The following is a 21,626-nucleotide window of genomic DNA, read 5'->3' as shown; positions in this document are numbered from 1 at the left end:
GGCAGGGTCGTCCCTGCCAGCGGTCAGGCAGCGGGGTCGTCCCCGCCGGGCGCGATGGCCGTTGGGACTCATATTGCCAGAGCCGGATCGCGCTTGCCAAGGAGAGGCGCCTCCCCGGGCCTCATCGCTTGATATTGCAGCAAACGGCAGGGAATATTGCGCAAATCGACTTGCGTCCCTCGCCACAATCCGTAATGTGGATAGACACATTTTTCGCAGCAGAATTTTATCTGTTCAGGATCTATATGGCGCCACCGTGGCGTCAGGAGGCGAACGCCTCCCGGGTCGGAACGATAGAGGCTCCGCACTATCAAGTCGTTATCCAGGGTAGGACATTATGAAAAAAGTAGGTTTGGTCGGTTGGCGTGGCATGGTGGGCTCTGTCCTGATGAGTCGAATGCAGGAAGAGCAGGATTTTGCGCACATTCAACCCACCTTCTTCACCACCTCCCAGGCCGGTGAGGCCGCCCCCAACTTCGGCGTCGATGCCGGTCTGCTCCAGGATGCCTTCAACATAGCGGCGCTGGCCGAGCAGGAGATCATCATCACGGCCCAGGGCGGCGACTACACCAAGGATGTCTATCCGCGCCTGAAAGCCGCCGGTTGGCAGGGGTACTGGATTGATGCCGCCTCCTCCCTGCGCATGGAAGAAGAGGCCGTCATCATCCTGGATCCGGTCAATGGCGATGTGATAGCCCAGGCGCTGGAGGCCGGCACCAAGACCTTCGTCGGCGGCAACTGCACCGTCAGCCTGATGTTGCTGGCCCTGGGCGGTCTGTTCAAGGCCGATCTGGTGGAGTGGGTGAGCGTGGCGACCTACCAGGCAGCCTCGGGTGGCGGTGCCCGTCACATGCGCGAGCTGATCACCCAGATGGGGATGTTGCGTGATGAAGTGGCGGTCGAGCTGGCGGATCCCGCTTCCGCCATTCTGGATATCGAGCGCAAGGTCACCGAGAAGACCCGCTCCGGCGACTTGCCGGTGGACAACTTCGGTGTGCCCCTGGCTGGCAGCCTGATCCCCTGGATAGACACCAGACTCGACAACGGCCAGAGCCGGGAAGAGTGGAAGGGTCAGGCCGAGACCAACAAGATCCTCGGCATCGAGGCGGCCCCGGTGCCCGTCGACGGTCTGTGCGTGCGCATTGGCGCCCTGCGCTGCCACAGCCAGGCCTTCACCATCAAGCTCAAGAAAGATGTGCCGCTGGCCGAGATTGAAGCCCTGTTGGCCAGCCACAATGACTGGGTCAAGGTGATCCCCAACGAGCGCGACATCAGCGCCCGCGAGCTGACCCCGGCCGCGGTGACCGGCACCCTCAACATACCGGTTGGCCGCCTGCGCAAGCTCAACATGGGCCCGGAATACCTGGCCGCCTTCACGGTCGGTGATCAGCTGCTGTGGGGCGCCGCCGAGCCGCTGCGCCGCATGCTACGCATCCTGCTGGCCCGTGGCTAAGGGATGGCAGCCACCGGCTCTCTGGATGAAACGCGAGAGCCGTTGAGCTAGCGTGCTCGAAACAAGAAGGGAAGGCAGCTGCCTTCCCTTCTGCTATCTGTGGCTGGCCATCATGACGCCAAGTTCAAGTTCAAGTTCACGTGTGGGCCAGGGCCGCGGCCAGGTCGGCAATCAAGTCATCGGCATCCTCGACCCCTATGCTCAGCCGGATCAGGTCATCGTTGACCCCGGCGGCCACTCGGCTGGTCTCATCCATGGCGGCATGAGTCGTGCTGGCCGGGTGACAGGCCAGGCTCTCCAGATCCCCCAGACTCACCGCCTGCACGAAGAGCTGCAACTGATCGAGCAGGCGGGCACAGCGGGGGAAGCCCCCCTCCAGCTCTATGCTGATCATGGCGCCGTAACCTGTGGCGATCTCTCCCAGCACCCCATGGCCGGGATGATCGGCGAGGCCCGGATAGATCACCTTCTTGACGCCAGGGTGCGCGGCCAGGAACTGGGCCACCCGCTGGGCGTTGTGCAGGTGCGCATCCAGGCGCAGGGGCAGGGTCTTGACCCCCCGTTGCAGCAAGTAAGCCTCCTGGGGGCCGATGGGGGAGCCCAGGTGCTTGAGTGCCACGGTGCGGATGCGTGCCATCAGTTCGTGGCGGGCGGCCACCACCCCGGCGATGATGTCGCCGTGGCCGCCGAGATACTTGGTGCCGCTGTGCATGACGATGTCGATACCCAGTTCAAGGGGGCGCAGCAGATAGGGGGTGAGGAAGGTGTTGTCGCAGACGGTGAGGGCACCGACCCTGCGCGCGGCGTCGACCACAATGCGGGGATCCACCAGCTTGAGGGTGGGATTGGTCAGGGTTTCGAACAGTACCAACTTGGTGCCCGGGTGGATATTGGCCAGCAGATCCCGGTCGCTGTCATAGCCGGTGATGCGGATACCCGCGCGGCTGAAGGTCTGCTTGAGGAAGGCCTCGGTGCCACCATAGAGGGGACCGACATAGGCCACCTCGTCCCCGCTGTCGGCCAGGGCATAGAGAATGGCGCTCACCGCCGCCATGCCGCTCGCGACCACCAATGCCTCGTCAGCACCCTCAAGGGCGGCGAGTTTCACCTCCAGCTCGGCGGTGGTGGGGTTGGCGAAGCGGCTGTAGATGTAGCCTGGCGCTTGCCCGGCGAACCGCTCCTTGCCAGCCTGGGCCGTGAAATAGCTGAAGGTGCTGCTCTGATAGAGCGGGGTCGTCAGGGCGCCGGTCTGGGGATCGAGCCGTTGGCCGCTGTGTACGCTCATGGTCTTGAATTTCATCATCTCTCCGTCATGGCCAGTGGGCTGGCCTCTTATAGCCCTGGGCGCGGCTGCGCAGGGTGAATGGGGTGTCCTTGTGGCGACCGATCGCCATAAGGGGATAAGGGGGCCGGTTATGCGGGCGTTCGCCGCTGGGGCTCCCGGGCCGGTGGGGTGGCATAGTGGCGGGCCGCCACATCCGGGTGGGAGCGCAGTCGTCCCTTGAGCACGTTCTCCCCCACCTGATAAAAGAGCGGGTTGTCCGGATCGCTCTGGAGCCCTGTCGCCTCGGCCGCGAGGGAGGGGGCAGCGTCAGCAAGGGCACAGCGGCATCGAGCCGGGCCGCCATGAAGAAGGCACAGGAGAGGCGCGACACCCCCGGGGGCGGGCTGACCACCCGATGCAGGGTGGCCTTAAGGTAACCGTTCGAGGCGAGTTCCAGCAGTTCACCGATATTGACCAGCAAGGCTCCCGCTCGGGGGGGCGCCGGTGTCCACCCCTGTTCGGTCAGGACCTCGAGTCCGCCGTGACTATCTTGCAGCAGGAGCGTGAGGTAGCCGGGATCCTTGTGGGCACCCACCCCCTGACCGTCATCCTCGTCCCGTCCCGGGTAGTGGATGAGCTTGGTATGGCGATAGGGGAGCGGGCTCAAGCTCTCATCGAAGGCATCGGCCGGTTGCGCCAGGGCTTCTGCGAAGGCGCGGATCAGGGTCAATCCAATCAGGGTCAACTGCGCCTGCCAGCCCAGCAGGGCCCCCCTGAGTTCGGGCAGAGCGGAGGGCCACAGGTTGGGGCCCTGTAATCCTTGCCAGGGGTGGTGCAACAGGGCATCGGGCAGGCAGGGCTCTTCGGCCATGATGTCGAACTGCTCACGCCAGTCCGGGCGGGCCCGGGTCAGCTCGACCCCCACCCGGTTGTAGCCGCGAAAGTGGGGGGAGTGCACCATCTGCACCTCTTGCTTCTGGGCATCGCTCAGGGCAAAGAGCCGGGCTGCCAGGGCCAGTAGCTCGGTCTGCTGGCCCAGATCCAGCCCGGTGTTCTCCAGATAGAAGAAGCCGGGGTCGCGCGCCGCCCGGCGCAGCGCCATGAGGGCCTGGTCCCGGTGCGGGGATCCCGGCAACAACTGGCCGTAATCCAGGGTGGGCAGACTGCTGGTTGGCGCAATGGGCGCGGATGAGTCATTGACTGGCCGGGGCGCAGGGGAGAGCACTGCGTTGGAAGCATGACGTGAGTCACACAGGGGGGAAAGCAATACCATGAGCACCTCCAACTGGGATCCTGGGATGACAGCGTCGCAGAGCGCGGCGCCATTTGGGTTGGAAGGATGCTATCCCTTCGGATTTAGATGGCAAAACAACAAATAATTCTTAGTTATAGACAAAAATCGAAATAGAGTTCGGTTTTGCGGTATTAATACTGTTCTATTGCAACACCAAACCACTCTTGGCTTGGCGTCGGGCGCTCACTCCCTTAGTATCGAGGCTCATTTGCCACGCAGGGAGATCCTCTTGTCTATTGATCCCGGGCCGGCCAGCCCCTCACTCCAGACTGGATCACGTCTAGGCCGCGAGTTTGCTGCCCTGATGTGCCTGCTGCTGATCAGTGCCCTGCTCACCTGGATCGGGGTGGCCGCGCGCGGTGGCAGCAGCTTCTCCCTGCTCTGGCCCGCCAATGCCGCCCTGGTTGGCATCTTGCTGCGTTACTATCCCAGGGCTGGGCTGGTGCATCTGCTGGTGGCGCTGCTTGGCTTCCTGCTGGTCGATGCCTGTTATGGCACCCCCTGGCGCAAGAGTCTGCTGCTCAACGGCGCCAATATTCTCACCGTCGCCATCGCCTGGCTCAGCCTGCGTCGTCAGGGGTGGGGTCCCGAAGGCCTGATCAGCGCCACGGCGATCCCCAGACTGATGCTCCATTGCCAACCCGCCATCCTGGCCGGGGCTCTGTGTGGCGGCGCCGCCGTGGTCTGGCTGGGCAGTTCGACCGGCTGGAAGAGCACCATCATGTGGTATTTGGCCGAGCTGATTAACTTCTCGGTGTTATTACCCAGCCTGTTGACGTTGCCAGGCTCCTGGCGGCAATGTCGCCAGGAGATGTGGCGCGACCGCCGCTATCTTGTTCCGGCATTGCTCTTCTTGCTGTTGATCCTGCTGCTCGACAAGCATCTGGGGGGCCCCGGTCTGCTGGTGTTGCCGGTGCCCGCCCTCATCTGGCTGGCCCTCTCTGGCAACCGCTTCTTTACCTGTCTGGCCACCTGCGCCGCCTCCCTCTATATGTTCACCGTGCTCGATGACCAGCTGCTGCATCAGTGGAGCAAGGACGCGGCCACCGTTTACTCCTTTCGTACCGGTATCTCCATACTGGCCCTGAGTGCCATCACCACGGCCTGCGCCGTGGCCGAGCGGGATCAGCTGTTCGCCCGCCTGCAGCAAGTGGCGAGTCATGATCATCTGACCGGGGTGCTCAATCGCGGCGCCTTCAGCGAGGCGACCGAGCAACGTCTGGAGCGTGAAGGTGGAGCCCTGTTGCTGCTCGATGTTGATTTCTTCAAGAAGATCAATGATGAACACGGTCATCCCACGGGGGATACCGTGTTGGTGCAGCTTTGCCAACGACTCGAGGGATTACTGCCACCCCGGGCCCTGCTCGGGCGCATGGGCGGCGAGGAGTTTGCCGTCTTGCTCCCGCCGGGAGGGGAGAGCGAGCTGGCGGAGCAGGCCGATCGCCTGATCCAGGGGGTCGCAGATCGTCCCCTGGTGCAGGCAATGCGGGTCACCATCAGCGGCGGCTTGCGGCAGGCCTCTCCAGGGGAGAGCCTGAGTGAGCTGCTGGCCGACGCCGATCTGGCGCTCTATCGGGCCAAACAGACGGGACGCAACCGCTGGTGTCGGGCGACATGAGCCAGCTTGTCTGATGGAAAAAGAGTAGGGAGGCCATGGCCTCCCTACTCTTTTATTGAGCGCATATCGCGCTCCATGGGCGGGTTCAGTAGCCCAGGGTGAAGCGCTGGCGCAGGTGGACTGGGTGCTCGGCCTCATTGAGGATGGCATCGGCCAGATCGCCGACAGAGATCTCGGCCGGTTTATCCTCCAGGAACAACACCTGATCGCTCCCCAACCGATATTGACCAGTGCGCTCCCCCGGCACCAGCATGACGGCCGGGGAGACGAAGCGCCAGTCGAGCTCAGACTCGCTGCGCAGTGCGACGAGCCCATCGCGAGCCGCCAGGGCCCCCTGGCGCCATTCGGCCGGAAACTCGGGGGTATCGACCAGCGGTACCCCGGGGGCCACTTCCAGACTGCCGGCACCGCCGACCACCAGCAGCCAGCCTGTTACCGCCTTGGTCGCCTGCACGATGGCGGCGGCCCCTGTGAGGTATTGTTCATAGATGTCCGGGGTGGCCCAGCCCGGGTTATAGGCGCTGATCACCCGATCGTGGCCTGCGATCGCCAACGCCAATGCCTGGGGATCCTGCGCATCCACCCCCATCACCTGGATCTGCGGATGGGGAGCAATCTTGCTGGTGTCACGGACGATGGCTGTGACGCTGTGACCACGGGCAATGGCTTGCTCGAGGATGGCACGGCCGACAAAACCAGTGGCGCCTATCAGGGCAATCTTCATGGGAAACTCTCCTGCGCTATTAAGATAGGGCTAGCCTACGCCTCCCGGTGTGATTTAATAATCTGGTAAAATATTCACTCACTCATAAGCAGGGCTTAACAATGGAGCAGCTTAAACGCTATGCCATCTTCGCCGCCGTGGTGGAGGCGGGGACCATGACGGAGGCAGCCAAGGCCCTGGGCATGACGCCCTCGGCGGTCAGCCAGCATATCAGCCAGCTCGAGACCCTGCTTGGCCTCACCCTGTTGCACAGATCCACGCGCCGTCTCGATCTGACCGAGGCGGGAGAGGTGGTGTGGCAGGGTTGTCAGTCCCTGCGCCAGACCCTGGCTCAGACCGAACTGCGGCTTGGGGAGGTGCGCGACAGCCTGATGGGGGAGGTGAGGATAACGGCCCCCGTGGGCATGGCGGGTCTGCCCCTGGCCCAGGCGCTCTCCCCCCTGTTGCAGGCGCATCCCGGTTTGCGCCTCATCATCATCGCCGATGACGAGAAGCGTGATCTGCTCAAAGAGCGCATCGATGTGGCACTGCGAGTCGGTACCCTGGCCGATTCGAGTCTGGTGGCCCGTCGCCTCGGCGAGACGCGCATGCTGCTGTGTGCATCACCGGCCTACCTGGCCCGGCGTGGGGTGCCGACTCGCCTCGCGGAGTTGACGAGTCATGACTGGCTATTGACCGATCTGCCCGGGGCTGGTTTGACCCTGCCGGATGAACAGGGGGTGCCGCAGCCGCTGCGGTTCGCTCCCAGGGTGCAGTGCAACAACGTGCTGCCCCTGCGCCAGTTCGCCCTGGCGGGGCAGGGCATTGCCCTGTTGCCCGAGACCGAGGTGGTTGACGATCTGGCGCAAGGACGCCTGCAGGAGGTGCTTCCCGATCACCGGATGGCGACCATGGCGTTGCATGCCATCACGCCTGAACGAGAGGTGTCTCACAAGGTGCGGCGGGTGCTGGCGGCGTTACAGGATCATTTCGGACGCAGCGCCGAGGTGCATCGAAGAAAGTGACGCAGTGAGGCTGAGCGGTTGGCGGGCGAGGGATGTGCAAGATGTGCAAAGAGAGAAGGCAGGCCTGGGCCTGCCTTCTGTTATTCAGAGCCTGGGTGCTTAGCTGTGGTAGTCACGGCAGGCTATCAGGGTGTTCTCCATCAGACTGGCCACCGTCATGGGACCGACGCCGCCCGGAACCGGGGTGATAAAGGCGGCATGGCTGCGGGCGGTGGCGAACTCGACGTCACCCACCAGGCTGCCGTCGGCGAGGCGATTGATGCCCACATCGATCACCAGGGCGCCAGGCTTCACCCACTCGCCCGGGATGAAGTTCGGTTTGCCGACGGCGACGACCAGCAGATCGGCGCGGCGAACCTGGGTCTCAAGATCCTGGGTGAAACGGTGGCAGGTCGTGGTGGTGCAACCGGCCAGCAGCAGCTCGAGGGTCATGGGGCGACCGACGATATTGGATGCCCCCACCACCACGGCGTGCAGACCATGGGTCTTGACGCCGGTGGCTTCGATCAGCGTCATGATGCCCTTGGGTGTGCAGGGGCGCAGGGCGGGAATGCGCTGTGCCAGTCGGCCGACGTTATAGGGGTGGAAACCATCGACGTCTTTGTCGGGACGGATCCGCTCCAGCACCTGGGTGGTGTCGAAGTGGGCGGGCAGCGGCAGCTGTACCAGGATGCCATCGACCTCGGGGTCCTGGTTCAACTGGTCAATCAGGGTTAGCAGCTCGTCCTGACTCGCCTCGGCACTGAGATCGTAGGAGCGGGAAATGAATCCTACTTCCTCACAGGCGCGGCGCTTGCTGCCGACATAGACCTGGGAGGCGGGATCGGCCCCTATCAGTATCACAGCGAGCCCGGGGGCACGCTGTCCGGCGGCGAGCCGCTGCTGGACTTCGGTTGCTACCTGATTGCGAATCGTTTGCGCAACCTGTTTTCCGTCAATGATTTTGGCAGACATCGTTCTTCACTCACCATGGGTTCAACTGTGCGCATTGTCGCATTTTTTTATCCGGGATGTTAGCGGCGCGATGCGGGCGGGCAAGAAGTAGACACTTGAATTTATTGATGGAAAAATTCGTTGACGCTGGCTCGAGCGCTTGGGTATGATGCCCGCCCGTTGCCCATCAGCCTTATCGCAGATAAGCTGTTGGCTGCAAGTTAAGTGAAGTATCTCGGTGATTAGCGCAGCCCGGTAGCGCATCTGGTTTGGGACCAGAGGGTCAAAGGTTCGAATCCTTTATCACCGACCATTTTTATCGACAATGCTTTATGTATGCCCAATCCATGGTGCTGACACATAGAGGGTAGTTGAGCAAAATGCGCCCTTAGCTCAGTCGGATAGAGCAACGGCCTTCTAAGCCGTGGGTCGCAGGTTCGAATCCTGCAGGGCGCACCATCTTGCTGCGGCAAGCATGGTCAGATGTTTTCAGTGGTGGCTGTAGCTCAGTTGGTAGAGTCCCGGATTGTGATTCCGGTTGTCGTGGGTTCGAGCCCCATCAGCCACCCCATTATTGTTGTCTGTTGGTATCTTCCGCGTTTAGCAGGGTGCGAGCAGTACAAAGTCAGCTTTGCGGAAGTGGCGAAATTGGTAGACGCACCAGATTTAGGTTCTGGCGCCCTAGGCGTGAGAGTTCGAGTCTCTCCTTCCGCACCATCATTGATCGAAGAATCGATTGGGTCAGGGCTTTCGTTTCCCTGTCCAAGACAAAAAGGCCCGTCACTGACGGGCCTTTTTGCATTCGGCTGCCAGCGCGTGGCCAGCTGATAGGCGAGGATGGCAGTGTCGGCTCCAGACCGACTCGCCATCGCTCCCGTTGTCATCACGGGAATCTATCCCTTCATCCTCTTCGCTGCGGTTTGCCAGTTCTCGTGGCCGATGGGCATGCTGCGTTCGTTATTCTTTTCTCTTTTCTCTTTTCTCTTTTCTCTTTTCTCTTTTCTCTTTTCTCTTTTCTCTTTTCTGGATTCTGCATGATCTGTCGAAATAGCTCGGGGCGGTCCGGCTTGACGGCTCCCCGATGGTTTGCTGGTGCAAAATGCTTGATGGCTATTGATAACTGTTCTTGATTGGGGTAGTTTATGTTTCGTTATAACATAACAGTTGAGGCGATTATGAAACCCAATATGCATCCCGAGTACCGCAAGGTGCTATTTCACGACGTGACGGCCAACACCTATTTCCTGGTGGGCTCCACCCTGAAGACGGATCGCACCCAGGTCTGGGAGCAGGATGGTCAGGCGTACCCTTATCTGACGCTGGATGTGTCCAGCGCGTCCCATCCGTTCTACACCGGCAAGCAGAAGCAGGTGGGCACCGAGGGGCAAGTTGCTCGCTTCGGTCAGCGTTTTGGTGCTTTCCTCGGCAAGCAGGGGGCGGCATGAAGGTTCTCGCATCCCTCAAATCGGCCAAGACGCGTCACCCGGACTGTCAGGTTGTGCGCCGCCGTGGCAAGTTGTTCGTGCTCTGCAAGAGCAATCCGCGCTTCAAGGCGCGGCAGGGATGAAGGGAGGCCGCTGGCCTGCCTTCAATCTGAAGGGCGACCCAGGGTCGCCCTTTTTATCTCTTCGTGGGCAGCCGCAGTCTGCCATCAGAGCAGATTTTCGAGCTGATACTTCTGGAGCAGCTTGTCGAAGGTGCCATCGGCCTTGACGCTATCGATGGCGGCATCAAATTCCCCCTTGAGCTTGTCGTTGTTTTTGCGCAGCGCCACCGCCACCCCTTCACCCAGGATCTTGTCCTGAGTGCCATTGAACTGGGGACCCACGAATTCAAACTGCTTGCCCATCTCCTTGTCGAGGAAGCCGACCTTGAGTTGCACCATGTTGCCGAAGGTGTAGTCGGCGCGGCCAGATTGCAGATCCAGCATGGGAGACTGGGCATTGACGTAGCGTTTGATGCTGGCCACGTCGCCGTAGCGGGCGGTGATGAAGTTATCCTGCGGGGTGCCTTCCTGTACGGCGATCACCTTGCCCTTGAAGTGGGCCGGATCCTCGCTGAAGTCGGCAGCTTTGTCGCTGCGCCCCACGAAGCGGTTTTGCATCATGTAGTAGACCTTGCTGAAGTCGACCTTCTGACGGCGCTCATCGGTGATGTTCATGGAGGACATGATGGCGTCGTATTTACGTACCTGCAGGCCCGGCAGCAGGGCATCCCAGGGTTGGTTAATCACCTCGCACTCGGCCTTCATGGCCGCGCACAGGGCGTGGGCCAATTCGACTTCGAAGCCGCCAACCTTGCCGCTGCTGTCGACCATTTCGAAAGGGGGATAGGTGGCATCGGTGGCGATCACCAGGGGTTTGGCGGCGGCCTGGCCTGTGGCGGCCAGCGCGATCAGCATCATTATTGCGTTGAGTTTCATGGTCAATCCCTTGAGTGTGGCGTCATGCGCATAGTCGTGAGTAGTGAACAGGGGTCGGCTTCTATGGGCCGACGCTTATCTTGCGATGATGGAGGGCCGGTAACTGGCGACGCAGTGTGCGCTGGGCGGCCAGATCCAGGGTGGCGATGGCCATGCCCTGACCCTCTTCGATCCGGGCCAGGATCCGGCCCCAGGGATCGATGATCATGCTGTGGCCGAAGGTGCGGCGTCCGCCCGGGTGATCTCCACCCTGAGCCGATGCCAGCACGAAGGCCAGGTTTTCCACCGCCCGAGCCCGCAGCAACAGCTCCCAGTGCGCCTGTCCCGTGGTGTGGGTGAAGGCGGCGGGCAGGGCGATGAAATCGGGCGCAGGCCCGAGCCGGAATAGCTCGGGGAAGCGCAAATCGTAACAGATCCCAAGGCGAAGCTGACCCCAAGGCAGCGCGTGGCTCACCACCGTCTGGCCCGGGCTCATGGTCGTGGCTTCGTCATAGTGTTCCTGCTCGGTGGAAAACCCAAACAGGTGCAGCTTGTCATAGCGAGTGGCGAGCGCCCCTTGCGGGTCGATGAGCAGGCTGCTGTTGTGCATCTTGCCAGGTTCCTGGCTTGCCAGCGGCAGGGTGCCTGCCAGGATCCAGATGTGAAGTTCCCGGGCCAGATCTTTCACCCAGGCCAGCAGAGGGTGGCGCTCCTCGGGGGCGGCAAGGGCAACCCTGGCCTGCTCATCGCCGGGCATCAGATAGAAATATTCCGGCAACTGGGCAAACTCGGCCCCCTCGGCCGCAGCCTGGCGCAACAGGGCCTCTGCCTGGGTCAGGTTGGTGGCGAGGCAATCCCCGGACACCATTTGCAACACGGCGACGCGCACTGAATCCATGGTGCCTCCTAGACGCCGCACAGGCGCTCGGCGCCCGCCAGCAGGGTGTCGTCATCCTTGGAGAAGGAGAGGCGAATGACCCGCTGATCCGTGCCGTCGTGATAGAAGGCCGAGACCGGAATGGTGGCGACCCCGTGATCGCGGATCAGCCGCTGTACGAACAGGCTGTCTGCTTCGTCGCTTATCCGCTCGTAGCTGGCCAGCATGAAGAAGCTGCCCGCCGAGGGCAAGAGGGTAAAGCGTGACTCGGCCAGGGCCGAGACCAGCAGATCCCGTTTTTGCTGGTAGAAGGCCGCCAGCCCTTGATAGTGAGCCGGTTGCTGCAACAGATGGGCGAAGCCGTACTGCATGGGGGTGTCTGCTGCGAACATGGCAAACTGGTGCACCTTGCGGATCTCCTCCATCAGCGGACGGGGCGCCACGCAGTAACCCACTCGCCAGCCGGTGACATGGAAGGTCTTGCCAAAGGAGAAGACGGCGACGGAGCGCTCAATCAGCTCGGGGTAACGGATCACGCTCTGGTGCAGGGCGCCATCGAATACCACATGCTCATAGACCTCGTCGGAGAGAATGATGATGTCGGTGCCGCGCACCAGGCGGGCGAGCCGCTCTTGATCCGCCGCCTGCCAGATGGTGCCGGTCGGGTTATGGGGGGTGTTGAGCACTATCATGCGGGTGCGGGGGCTGATGCGGGCCGCCACCTCATCCCAGGGAATAGTGAAGTCCGGTGCCTTGAGGGCGATGACCACGGGGGTGGCGCCCTGCAACTGGATCATGGGGCGATAGCTGTCAAACGCCGGCTCGAACATGATCACTTCATCACCGGGGTGGACCAGGGCCGTGATGGCGCAGAACAGGGCCTCGCTGGCGCTGGCGGTGATGGTGATCTCCTCGCCGACATCATAGGTGTGGCCATAGCTGGTCGCTATCTTGGCCGCCAGTTGTTCGCGCAACTCGGGCAGTCCCGTCATGGGCGCATATTGGTTTTCACCGGCCAGCATCGCCTCGTGGGTGACCCGGATCAAGTCGGGGTCACAGGGGAAGCTCGGCGCCCCCTGAGAGAGATTGATGCTGGGATGGCGGGCGGCCAGATCCCCAATCACGCTGAAGATGGTGGTACCCACCTGGGGCAATTTGCTGATGATGCGGGGAGAAGACATGGTGCCGTCACCTGAATGTGTGAAAGATGTCTCTCTTTTAGCCCTCTGGGCCCTTGTCCGGCAAAGGATTATTCGGCATGGTACGCATGAGTTTTTCTCAAGCATGGAGGCTTGTATGTTAACGACTCTGCCCCGTAGTCAGTTGCCCCTGTATGGTTTGCAAGTATTCGAGTGCGCAGCCCGTCACCTGAGTTTCACCCTGGCGGCCGATGAGCTGTGCGTGAGTCAAGGTGCCGTGAGCAAGCAGATAGCCCAGCTGGAGGCGCGCCTTGGTCATCTCCTCTTCCTGCGTGGTACCCGCTGCCTGAGTCTCACGCCGGCCGCCGAACGGCTGCTGCCCTTCGTCAGCGAGGGGCTGGCCCGCATGGGGGAGGGGCTGGGCGCTCTGCAAACCTTGCCACGGCAACAGGCGATCAGTATCAAGGTGCCCTCCTGTGCCAGCCGCTGGTTGCTGCGCCGCTTGCAAGATTTCGAGGGGGAGGCGGTCGAGGTACGCGGCAGCCACAGTCACGGCATCGACTTTGCCCGCGAGCCGTTCGATCTCGCCATCGTCTATCAACCCACTCAGGCCCGGCTGCTTCACAGCCAGCCGCTGTTTCGAGAGCGGTTGACCCCTATCTGTGCCCCTGCCTTTGCGGCCAAATACCGGCTGTTTGAACGCCCCATCACCGATCTGCTTGCCCTGCCGTTACTGCATGCCAGTGCGGACAGACGGGATTGGCGGAACTGGTTCGCCGCCTTTGTCGACACGCCCTGGTTGCCTCAGGGAGGGCAGCTGTTTGATACCCTGGATCTGGCGATGAACGCTGCACTGCAGGGCTTTGGTCTCTCTCTTGGGGATCCCACCATAGTGGCAGAGGAGTTGGAGACAGGGGCGCTGGTGGCCCCCTTTGCCCCCATACTCAGCACGGATCATGAATATGCCTTGCTGGCTCGCCCCGACAGCCAGCGGCCCGGGGTGCGCGAGGTCTATGGGTGGCTGCAGGGCCGTCATCCTCATCCCTGACATTTTTCGTCGAGTGCGCTTTACAGACACCAAAAACACTGTATAAAATTACAGTATCAACATGAGAGGTGCTTATGCGTCTGGAAATCATCATCGACAGGAAAAAACAGGTCTCCCCCGATACCATGGCCGCCCTGGAGCAAGAGTTGCTCAAACAGCTGGGCCGCCGCTTCCCCGATATCCAGGTGCGGGTGGCGGGGGGCAGCAACATGGCGCTCAACATCACCCGGGCCAGCAAGGAAGATAAAGAGCTGGTGGAGGAGTTGGTGCAGGAAGTGTGGGAAAACGCCGAGAGCTGGTTGCCGGAGTCGAGCGCTGCCTGATACGCCTCAGATGACAGCATGAGGATGCCTGGACGCTGTGTCCCCGGATCTGGTCGATGGGGGCGTTGGGGGAGGGAGAGCCTAGAGCCCGGCCCACCGCTTGAGGCTCTGCTCCTGTACCCGGCGGTTCGCCTGCTGTATGTCCCCTTGGGTTTTGAGGCTCTTGAGCACGGCAGGCAGAGCGGCATCTACCTCGGCTTGAGTCATGCCGGGGCTCAAGGCCGGGTGGTAGGCCATCTTGAGCAGGAGATAGTCGAGCCCGGTCAGGAAGCTGTCGGTGCTGCGGTCATTGAACACGGAGGGGAAGACGGCGTCCGAGTCATTGGGCAGTCCCATGACCTGGGTGAGCTCTTCCACCACGCAATCGAGAAAGCGTCCCTTGTCGCGACTGGCATCGACCGGGATGATGATACTGGCCCGGCTGATGGCGCCTTCCCGGTCGGTGGCATAGTTGGCGAGGCACAGGCCATCGGCGAGGGCAGCCTGGACCGCAGGGTTTTGGCCCATCAACTGCCTGGCCCAGCGGGTCACTTGCGAGCGACGGGTCATCACCAGGGTGAGATTGGCCTTGGCCGGATCCTGCACCAGCGCCACGCTGTGACCCGTGATATGGCTCAGGTGCGCCGCCTGGATGTTCACCACCTCGGCTTGCAGCGGTTTGTCGCCAACTTCATTGACAAGCCGGATCCGCACCGGCTCGTGCCAGCGGTTGAAGTGATCCTGCCCCCTGTCCTGATACTCCCGCTTGAGTGCCACCTGATGAAAGCTCGCCACCAGATAGGCATCCTGTTGCCAGCGCTCCAGGGCCTGGGCGCTGTGCAGCGCAAGCAATAGCAGCAGGCCACCCAGATATTTCACTGGGCGCCCTTCTCCAGGTCTCGCCAGGTGAGCCAGAGCCGCAGATCGAATTCCAGCTGGTGATAGTCGGGCTCCATGTGCTGGCAGAGCTGGTAGAAGGCCTTGTTGTGATCCTTCTCCTTAATGTGTGCCAGCTCATGCACCACGATCATCTTGAGAAAGGCAGGGGGGGCGGCCTTGAACAGGGCGGCGATGCGGATTTCGTTCTTGGCCTTGAGCTTGTTGCCCTGCACCCGGCTGACATAGGTGTGCAGACCCAGGGCATCCTTGATCACGTTGATCTTGCCATCGAAGATCACCTTGGCCAGGGGCGCCGAACTTCTGAGATAGCGGTGCTTGAGATCCATGGTATAGGCGAGCAGGGCCTTGTCATTCTGGATGCTGTGGCTGTCCGGGTAGCGCTTGGCGAGAAATGCGCCGAGCTTGCCGCCCTCGATCAACTGCAACACCTGAGCCTTGAGGGGCTCTGGATAACCGCCGAGATAGGTCAGTGCCGTCATGAAACTCCTGTCGGGTGAATGAGACAGATAAAAAGGACGCTCATTGTAGCCAATGAGCGTCCTTTTTTATATCCGGGCCTGGGCCAATCTCAACCGGCGCCGCAACCCGGAGTACCTTGACCAGCCCCTTGCGGCTCTCCTCACCGGGGGATGGCGGGCCTTGTCATCGGCTCAGTGGCGGCGATAGAGGCCGGGATCCACCTCGCTGTAGTTGTCTTGCAGATAGCGATAGAAGGCCTGGGTGGAGGGAGGGGACGCAGGCTTGAGCCCCTCGGCCAGCTTTTCCGGCTTGGCAATGATGAACTTGGGTTGCTGGCGCTGCAGATCCTGGAGCACACGCTCACGCACATCATAGGGCGGGTTGACGTTGCTGAAGAAGAGATAGGCGGAGGCGGGCTGGCGATCCGTCCAGAGGTAATACTGGGGCTGAATGGCATCGACCCAGATCTTGTCCCGTGGGGTGGTCTCGGCCAGGATGCGATCGACACGCACTTGCGCGGCGACATTGAAGGGGCGTCCCTTCTGGCTGCCCTCCCAGGCGTTGTTGATCATCAGGGCCAGCATGGCCAGGCTGGCGAGCCAGGGAGTGGCGGATCGCACATCCCAGGCCCGCCACAGGGGGAGCAGGATCAACACAGGCAGGGCCCACAGCAGGCTGGTGCCGAGCACTTCGCTGACCCTGTCCAGGCTCCACTCCTTGTTGCTCCAGCCAAACACCAGTTGCTGGGCCAGCAGCCAGCTGGCGGTGAGCACCACCAGCGAGATGCAGAACAGACCCATCAGATCGCTCTGTCGCTCACTGCGGTCGAGCAGGCAGGCCAGTGGCAGCAGTCCCAGCTGCAGGTAGAGCACATCATAGTGATCAAACACATGGCCGGAGACGGAGTTGGCTATCAGGGTGAACAGCACGCCAAACAGGGTGGCGAACAGGGCGGGCAGATGCCACTCCTGACGTCGGCTCAGCATCAGCAGCACGAAGGCGGGCAGCAGCATGATGAGGCCGGTACGCAGCAGACCGACCGCCCCCACATAGACGGAGAAGCCGTTGCCATAGCTTCCCTCGAAGAAGATATCGAAGGCGTAGTATCTGAATTCGGCCAGCAGTTGATGGTGCTGGAAGTAGCCATAGAGGGGCCCTCCTACCAGCGCCAGTCCAAACAGGCTGGAGATCAGCAACAGCAGGGCATCACGCCACTGCTCACGCAGGCACCAGCAGAGGAACAGGGTCAGATACCAGGCTCCCCAGAGGGCGCCGTTGTTGGCGCGCATCCAGGCGACGATGGCGAAGGTGAGCCCGGCCACCAGGGCTGGCCACCAGCGAAACTCCTTGTCCAGCAGCAGGGTGAGGAAGGCCCACTGGGCGATCAGCGCCAGGTGGAATGTCCAGTCCTCGGTCATGTTGCCGTAGTAATAACGGGTGCCATAAAGTGCCAACACCGCCAGCATGGCGCCGAGCCTGGCCTGAAATGACAGTCCAAGCTGATTGAAGGCTTGCCAGCTTGCCAGCAGGCCGAGCCAGCACAGGGCCAGCTCCAGCAACCAGATGCCGCGAAAGCCATCCAGTCGGTAACCCAGGGCATCCAGGGCAAAGATCATGGGGCCCTTGATGTCGATCATGTCGCGATAGAGCACCCCGCCTTCGCTCCACATCTTGCCCATGACGGCAAAGAGCGAGGCATCAAACCCCGGGGCCATGTCATAGAAGAGGGGATTGCGCAGGCAAAACAGACAGGCGATGAGCCCGGTCAGCAAGACGGCAAGGGGCCGCAGCGGCGGATTATTACGAGAAGAAGAGAAACGAATGGTGTGGTTCATGAAGCCTTGATCCTTTGCCTGAGCATGCGAAAGCGGGCCTATCTTGCCGAGCCCGGGCCCCCGATGCAATGGGGGCGCGGGTCGGGGAGAAAATAATCCCGCTTGCCGAGCGACTCTTGGGGATTCTCGAACTAAAAACAGCCACTTATCACAGGTTAGTGTGCGTTTGGCTCTGCGCCAATCATCCGTTTCTCTGGGCTAGGAGCGAGTGGGTCAGCTTAATCTGGCCCAGCGCCAGCCCGGTAGTGGATCAGCGGCGCCGGGGCGGGCAGCTCGGGGTGCTGGCGTGCCCAGCGAATAAACGCATCGGCCAGGGTGATGCCCAGCTCCTGGTTGTGCTGGGTCAGGGTGCGGGCGAGCGCCGTATAGCCCTCCTTGCCGGACGCCGTGTAGGCGCTTGAAACGCCACGATAGACATGGTTGGCCTCCACCGGTTGCCAGTGGCCGGGTGCGGCCTCCCACTCCAGCTGGCGGATACGCTCGCCCTTGGGCAGGGCAGCCAGATAGTGGAAGCGGATCCCGGCGGTGTAGGGGAAGCTGCCGCTGCCATTGCCGACCACGCCATTATCGGTGGCATTGTCGATGGCGCCCTCCAGCGCTTCTGCCAATTCATGACCATGCACCCGATAGAGGGTGAGCGGGATGGCGAAGGGTAACAGTTGACCGGCGATGTCGGCCTCGGTGAGCGGGCCCTGCTCGAGGGAGCAGCGCACGCCGCCCCCGTTGTGGAGCGCAAAATCGACCTGACCCACCTGCTCGCGCGCCCCGGCCAGCATGGCGGCGGCAACCAGCGGTGCGACCTGGCTGCCATGGGGCAGTCTGGCATCGGGGATCCGTTGATGGAGCAGCGGCTGGCTGAGCTGGGTCACCACCTTGGCCGCCATCTCTTCGAGGGCGGGGCGGTAGCGGCGCACCATGTGATCCTCGATGAGGGCGTCTGGCGCGCAGAAGCGCAGATTGGCAGGCACCGGGCTGCTATAAGGCCAGGGTTGCCAGGGCAGCCACTCTATCTGCCCCTTGCTGGCGATGACCCGGCCCTGGCCGTCGAAGCTGAGTTCACAGACTCCCAGGCTCTGGGCACTGTGACCTGCGTGGAGCAGGGCCACGCCATTGACCATCAGCGGATAATCCCCCTCGCTCGGCAGTCCCAGCGCCGCGAGATCCCCAAGCAAGCTGTGGGTGTGACCGCCAATGATGAGGCTTATCTCGGGGAAGCGTGCCGCCAGCAGCTTGTCCTGCTCCAGACCCAGGTGACTGAGCAAGATGATGTGGCGTATGCCCTGACCACGGATCGCGCCAAGGTGCCGGGTCAAGGTCTCAGTCACCCCATGAAAGCGGGTATGTTCGTCCGGGTTGGCGATGGCCGCCATCTGGGGAAGCGTGATGCCGAGCAGGGCGAAGGGGACGCCGGCCAGCTCGCGTACCAGCCAGGGCTGGCTGGCATCATGGAGATGCGGCAGGCCCCGCAGCGGGAGCGGGCAGTCGGCAGGCTCCTGACTGCTATCGAGGTTGGCGGCGAGCACGGGGAAATCAAGCTGACGGAGAAACTCCACCAGAGGGCCGTTGCCGAGATCGAACTCATGATTGCCAAGCACCATGGCATCGGGGGCGAGCAGGCTCAGCAAGTCAGCATTGGCGCGACCCTTGAAGCGGTTGAAATAGAGTGAGCCCTGGAAGGTATCACCGCCATGGAGCAACAGACAGGGAGTGCCTGCGGCTGCCGCCTCGCGGCGCAGCTGGTTGACTCGGGTCAGCAAACGGGCATAGCCGCCGCTCTGGCATAGCCACTGGGCCTGCCCCGGTGGGCTGAAACGTACTTGGGCACCATCGAAGTGGGAGTGACAGTCACTGAAATGGGCAAGTTGAACCGTCGTACTCATATCGGTCCTCCTTTGGGGAAAAAGAAGGGGGAGAGTCTACCTTAGGTGCGGGAGGGGATGCCAGCCCGGCCCTCGAATGGGCCGGGCGGAAAGCTTAGGCGGGTACCATGATCTGAGTGGCAATCAGCACCACGGCCAGGCCGACGGCGACCGGCACCGAGGTGCGCTTGACCACCTCGAATGGCGAGAGATTGCCCATGCCCGCACAGGCAACCACTACCCCCGACACCGGGGATATGGTGCGACCCAGGTTGGAGGCTTGCAGCATGGGGATGACCAGATAGGCGGGGTTGATGCCAAGACTGGTGGCCAGATTGGGGATCAGCTCCACGAAGGCGTAGAAGGGGGCGTTGCCCGAGCCTGTGGTGAAGGCCGCCAGGGTGGTGATCACCACCAGGGAGAGCATCATGACAGTGCCGCCGGTGCCGAGATCCTGGGCATGAGCCAGCAGAGTATCGATGAAGCCGATGGTCATCAGCCCCTGGGCAAAGACCCCGGCGCCGACCAGCAGCATGACCACGCCGGCAAAGGCATCGGCCATGTGGCGCCAGCAGATCTGCAGGCCATCGAGCAGCCCCTTGCCATCCCGATGGCGAGCCAACTCCAGCAGCGCGGCCAGGGTCAGGCACATGACGATGATGGTGACGATGTCGAGTTGAGGGCCCAGCTTACCATCGAAGATCAGCACCCCTATGATGGGGGCAAACGGCAGTATGGCGTAGAAGGCGGGGGCGTCGGTGATGAGATCGCTGGCCGCCACTTTCTCGTTCACCTCACCGGATCGCTTATCCAGGTAACGCTGCCAGAAGAAGTGGGCGACCGCCATGCAGGCGATGGCGATCAGCGAAATGGGCAGGGTCAGCTTGAAGGCAAAGTCGAGCAGCTCCATGTTGGCGGCCTGGGCGGCGATCACTACATCTCCCGAGGTGGGGGAGAGAATGATGGCGGCGGGGGAGGCGCACACGGCGGCGGCAGCGCCCCGGGAGATGCCCATGTTGACCATGAGCGGGAACAGGGTCGCCATCAGCAATACGCCGAGGCCCGTGGCCGAACTCACCGCCAGGGACATGGCGCAGGCGACCAGATAAGCCGCGACCAGCAGCACATAAGGGGATTTGATGACCCCCAGAGGTCTGCTCGCGATCTTGACCAGCATGGTGTTGGCACCTATGTGGCTCATGTAACCGGCGAAGCCGCACAGCACCATGATCAGCATGCCCAGACCACCGCCCCGGCTATTGAGCAGGAAACGGACATATTCGAAGATGTCGGTGATCACGTTGCCTGTGCTGGGCACGCTGGCAGGCAGCACAGGTTTGCCGAGCAGGGCCGTGATGGCCAGCAGCAGCAAGCCGCCACTGAGCAGTATGCCGGTGGCCGAGTAGCCCTTGAAGATGCAGCGACCCACGAGGAGGGTCACCAGGGTGCCAATAATAAGTTCAACCATATCCAGGTTCCTGTTGGTCAATGGAGGCTAAGTGCGGCCCTGAACGCCTGCGGCACGGCACTGTGGTGGGGATTCGTTCGGTGGAGGCTAATGTAACCAGCAAACTTGTCTGTGATGTTGATTAAGGTCAGCAAATCATGGTGCTAGACCGGCTCTTTACCCGTGACATGATGAAAGCGGGTCATGCCGCACATATTTTTTATGATGCAATGTGGAGATCGAGAGGGCGGCAAGTTGCGAAGATGAACGACAGCTATCATGATGAGACTTGCGCAGGGCGCCAGTTAATTAATATATTGATTATTCATCATATTCATACACCAGATGGCAACGATGAGGCGGCGTAGATCACCATGGGCAAGTTGTGCAACCTGGTTTGGGGACTGAGTCTGCTGTGGAGCGCCGCGGTGGGGGCCACCCAGGCCCATTATACCGGGGTCAAGATAGAGCCGGACATCCGGGTCGACTTCCAGTTTTACAAGGTCAAGGGCGCCACCATGCAGGCTGCCCTGGCGCAGGCGTCCAGCATCGGCCCCAAGGGTAGCGTGGGCCAGCAAGGGCTCGGCATGGCCAGCTATCAGCTCGACTGGTCCATGCTGGCCTATCCCCTGGCCGGGCGCTGCAACCTCAACGGCGTCACGGTGAGGACGCGCATCAAGGTGATGGTGCCCGAGTGGGTCAACAAGTCCCGGGCCAGTGTGCGCGAGCAGCAAAACTGGAACATCATGGTCGGCGCCATGCTCGACTACGAGAGTCGTCACAAGGACATAGTGCAAGAAACCGCCAGTGCCATCGGTTTCAAATTGTCGCAGTTGCCGCGCAGCAACGATTGCGCAGCCTTGCGCCATCAGGGGGATCTGCAGGGGCAGGCGCTGCTGGCCGAGGCCAAGTCCCGCTTCGCCCGGCTCGCCGAGCAGACCGATCATGGTCGCAAACTGGGGCTGAGCTGGCCCTTCAATCCCTGAGCGCGTGACGATAGCCCCGCTTCCTCATGAGAGGATGACCAGGCCAGATAGCAGACGCCGCCAGTGGAGTGATCCCCTGGCGG

General features: G+C 62.0%; 19 protein-coding genes, 4 tRNA genes and 1 pseudogene. 12 read left to right on the top strand and 12 right to left on the bottom strand.

All coding sequences use genetic code 11. The annotated features are described in order from the left end of the window. Positions 1-337: 337 nt before the first annotated feature. Positions 338-1,453: an aspartate-semialdehyde dehydrogenase gene (gene asd, locus BN1130_RS14640; RefSeq protein ID WP_042042863.1), complete on the top strand. Its 1,116-nt coding sequence runs from the start codon at positions 338-340 to the stop codon at positions 1,451-1,453. A 136-nt stretch (positions 1,454-1,589) separates the two neighbouring features. Here the strand turns inward: asd and BN1130_RS14635 are convergent, their stop codons facing one another. Beyond that, positions 1,590-2,753, bottom strand: a complete 1,164-nt coding sequence (locus BN1130_RS14635) for a trans-sulfuration enzyme family protein (RefSeq protein WP_042042862.1) — start codon at positions 2,751-2,753, stop codon at positions 1,590-1,592. Between the two features lie 113 nt (positions 2,754-2,866). Further along, a pseudogene (locus BN1130_RS14630) lies at positions 2,867-3,819 on the bottom strand (isopenicillin N synthase family dioxygenase). A 421-nt stretch (positions 3,820-4,240) separates the two neighbouring features. Here BN1130_RS14630 and BN1130_RS14625 point away from each other — a divergent pair. Next, positions 4,241-5,629: a GGDEF domain-containing protein gene (locus tag BN1130_RS14625; protein ID WP_157014038.1), complete on the top strand. Its 1,389-nt coding sequence runs from the start codon at positions 4,241-4,243 to the stop codon at positions 5,627-5,629. Positions 5,630-5,714: 85 nt separating this feature from the next. On the opposite strand, the gene BN1130_RS14620 is transcribed toward BN1130_RS14625, so the two are convergent. Then, positions 5,715-6,353 (bottom strand): NAD(P)-dependent oxidoreductase, encoded by a 639-nt coding sequence (locus tag BN1130_RS14620; protein WP_042042860.1) that lies wholly within the window; start codon positions 6,351-6,353, stop codon positions 5,715-5,717. A gap of 101 nt (positions 6,354-6,454) precedes the next feature. On the opposite strand from BN1130_RS14620, the gene BN1130_RS14615 reads away from it, so the two are divergent. After that, positions 6,455-7,357 carry a LysR family transcriptional regulator gene (locus BN1130_RS14615; RefSeq protein WP_042042859.1) on the top strand — a complete coding sequence of 301 codons (903 nt, stop codon included), beginning with the start codon at positions 6,455-6,457 and terminating at the stop codon, positions 7,355-7,357. Positions 7,358-7,456: 99 nt separating this feature from the next. Here the strand turns inward: BN1130_RS14615 and folD are convergent, their stop codons facing one another. Then, positions 7,457-8,311, bottom strand: coding sequence for a bifunctional methylenetetrahydrofolate dehydrogenase/methenyltetrahydrofolate cyclohydrolase FolD (gene folD / locus BN1130_RS14610; RefSeq protein WP_042042858.1), 855 nt, complete (start codon positions 8,309-8,311; stop codon positions 7,457-7,459). Positions 8,312-8,526: 215 nt separating this feature from the next. Here folD and BN1130_RS14605 point away from each other — a divergent pair. The 6 genes from BN1130_RS14605 (at position 8,527) to ykgO (ending at position 9,857) form a co-directional block, all read left to right on the top strand. Beyond that, positions 8,527-8,603: transfer RNA gene (locus BN1130_RS14605), tRNA-Pro, on the top strand. A gap of 69 nt (positions 8,604-8,672) precedes the next feature. Next, positions 8,673-8,749 (top strand) — tRNA-Arg (locus BN1130_RS14600). A gap of 36 nt (positions 8,750-8,785) precedes the next feature. Next, a tRNA-His gene (locus BN1130_RS14595) sits at positions 8,786-8,861 on the top strand. A 62-nt stretch (positions 8,862-8,923) separates the two neighbouring features. Further along, positions 8,924-9,007: transfer RNA gene (locus BN1130_RS14590), tRNA-Leu, on the top strand. A gap of 458 nt (positions 9,008-9,465) precedes the next feature. Then, the gene (locus BN1130_RS14585) at positions 9,466-9,735 is read left to right on the top strand and encodes a type B 50S ribosomal protein L31 (protein ID WP_042042857.1); all 270 of its coding nucleotides are present in this window, start codon (positions 9,466-9,468) and stop codon (positions 9,733-9,735) included. Next, positions 9,732-9,857, top strand: a complete 126-nt coding sequence (gene ykgO / locus BN1130_RS14580) for a type B 50S ribosomal protein L36 (RefSeq protein WP_042042856.1) — start codon at positions 9,732-9,734, stop codon at positions 9,855-9,857. The genes BN1130_RS14585 and ykgO overlap by 4 nt, the downstream gene beginning before the upstream one ends. Positions 9,858-9,941: 84 nt before the next feature. On the opposite strand, the gene BN1130_RS14575 is transcribed toward ykgO, so the two are convergent. The 3 genes from BN1130_RS14575 to BN1130_RS14565 form a co-directional block, all read right to left on the bottom strand. Further along, positions 9,942-10,712, bottom strand: coding sequence for a transporter substrate-binding domain-containing protein (locus BN1130_RS14575; RefSeq protein ID WP_042042855.1), 771 nt, complete (start codon positions 10,710-10,712; stop codon positions 9,942-9,944). A 61-nt stretch (positions 10,713-10,773) separates the two neighbouring features. Then, positions 10,774-11,589, bottom strand: coding sequence for a carbon-nitrogen hydrolase family protein (locus BN1130_RS14570; RefSeq protein WP_042042854.1), 816 nt, complete (start codon positions 11,587-11,589; stop codon positions 10,774-10,776). A gap of 8 nt (positions 11,590-11,597) precedes the next feature. Continuing rightward, positions 11,598-12,749 carry a methionine aminotransferase gene (locus tag BN1130_RS14565; protein WP_042042853.1) on the bottom strand — a complete coding sequence of 384 codons (1,152 nt, stop codon included), beginning with the start codon at positions 12,747-12,749 and terminating at the stop codon, positions 11,598-11,600. 115 nt (positions 12,750-12,864) lie between these two features. Here BN1130_RS14565 and BN1130_RS14560 point away from each other — a divergent pair, with 115 nt between their 5' ends. Both BN1130_RS14560 and BN1130_RS14555 read left to right on the top strand, forming a co-directional pair. After that, on the top strand, positions 12,865-13,755 hold the full coding sequence (locus BN1130_RS14560) for a LysR substrate-binding domain-containing protein (protein ID WP_042042852.1): 891 nt from the start codon (positions 12,865-12,867) through the stop codon (positions 13,753-13,755). A 74-nt stretch (positions 13,756-13,829) separates the two neighbouring features. Then, a complete protein-coding gene (locus tag BN1130_RS14555; RefSeq protein ID WP_042042851.1) occupies positions 13,830-14,078 on the top strand; it encodes a DinI family protein in 249 nt (82 codons plus the stop codon). Positions 14,079-14,159: 81 nt separating this feature from the next. On the opposite strand, the gene BN1130_RS14550 is transcribed toward BN1130_RS14555, so the two are convergent. The 5 genes from BN1130_RS14550 to dcuC form a co-directional block, all read right to left on the bottom strand. Then, the gene (locus tag BN1130_RS14550) at positions 14,160-14,936 is read right to left on the bottom strand and encodes a DUF2927 domain-containing protein (RefSeq protein WP_084218222.1); all 777 of its coding nucleotides are present in this window, start codon (positions 14,934-14,936) and stop codon (positions 14,160-14,162) included. Continuing rightward, positions 14,933-15,436: a M48 family metallopeptidase gene (locus BN1130_RS14545; RefSeq protein ID WP_042042849.1), complete on the bottom strand. Its 504-nt coding sequence runs from the start codon at positions 15,434-15,436 to the stop codon at positions 14,933-14,935. The genes BN1130_RS14550 and BN1130_RS14545 overlap by 4 nt, the downstream gene beginning before the upstream one ends. Positions 15,437-15,607: 171 nt before the next feature. After that, complete coding sequence (locus tag BN1130_RS14540) at positions 15,608-17,251, bottom strand: hypothetical protein (protein WP_042042848.1); 1,644 nt, start codon at positions 17,249-17,251, stop codon at positions 15,608-15,610. Between the two features lie 218 nt (positions 17,252-17,469). Continuing rightward, on the bottom strand, positions 17,470-19,131 hold the full coding sequence (locus tag BN1130_RS14535) for a bifunctional metallophosphatase/5'-nucleotidase (protein ID WP_042042847.1): 1,662 nt from the start codon (positions 19,129-19,131) through the stop codon (positions 17,470-17,472). 94 nt (positions 19,132-19,225) lie between these two features. Then, a complete protein-coding gene (gene dcuC / locus BN1130_RS14530) occupies positions 19,226-20,578 on the bottom strand; it encodes an anaerobic C4-dicarboxylate transporter DcuC (protein WP_042042846.1) in 1,353 nt (450 codons plus the stop codon). Between the two features lie 353 nt (positions 20,579-20,931). On the opposite strand from dcuC, the gene BN1130_RS14525 reads away from it, so the two are divergent. After that, positions 20,932-21,543, top strand: coding sequence for a DUF922 domain-containing protein (locus BN1130_RS14525; protein WP_042042845.1), 612 nt, complete (start codon positions 20,932-20,934; stop codon positions 21,541-21,543). The last annotated feature ends 83 nt before the right edge of the window (positions 21,544-21,626 follow it).

Source organism: Aeromonas rivuli, assembly GCF_000820045.1.
Lineage (GTDB): Bacteria > Pseudomonadota > Gammaproteobacteria > Enterobacterales > Aeromonadaceae > Aeromonas > Aeromonas rivuli.
This window is presented reverse-complemented; position numbering and strand designations above follow the sequence as displayed.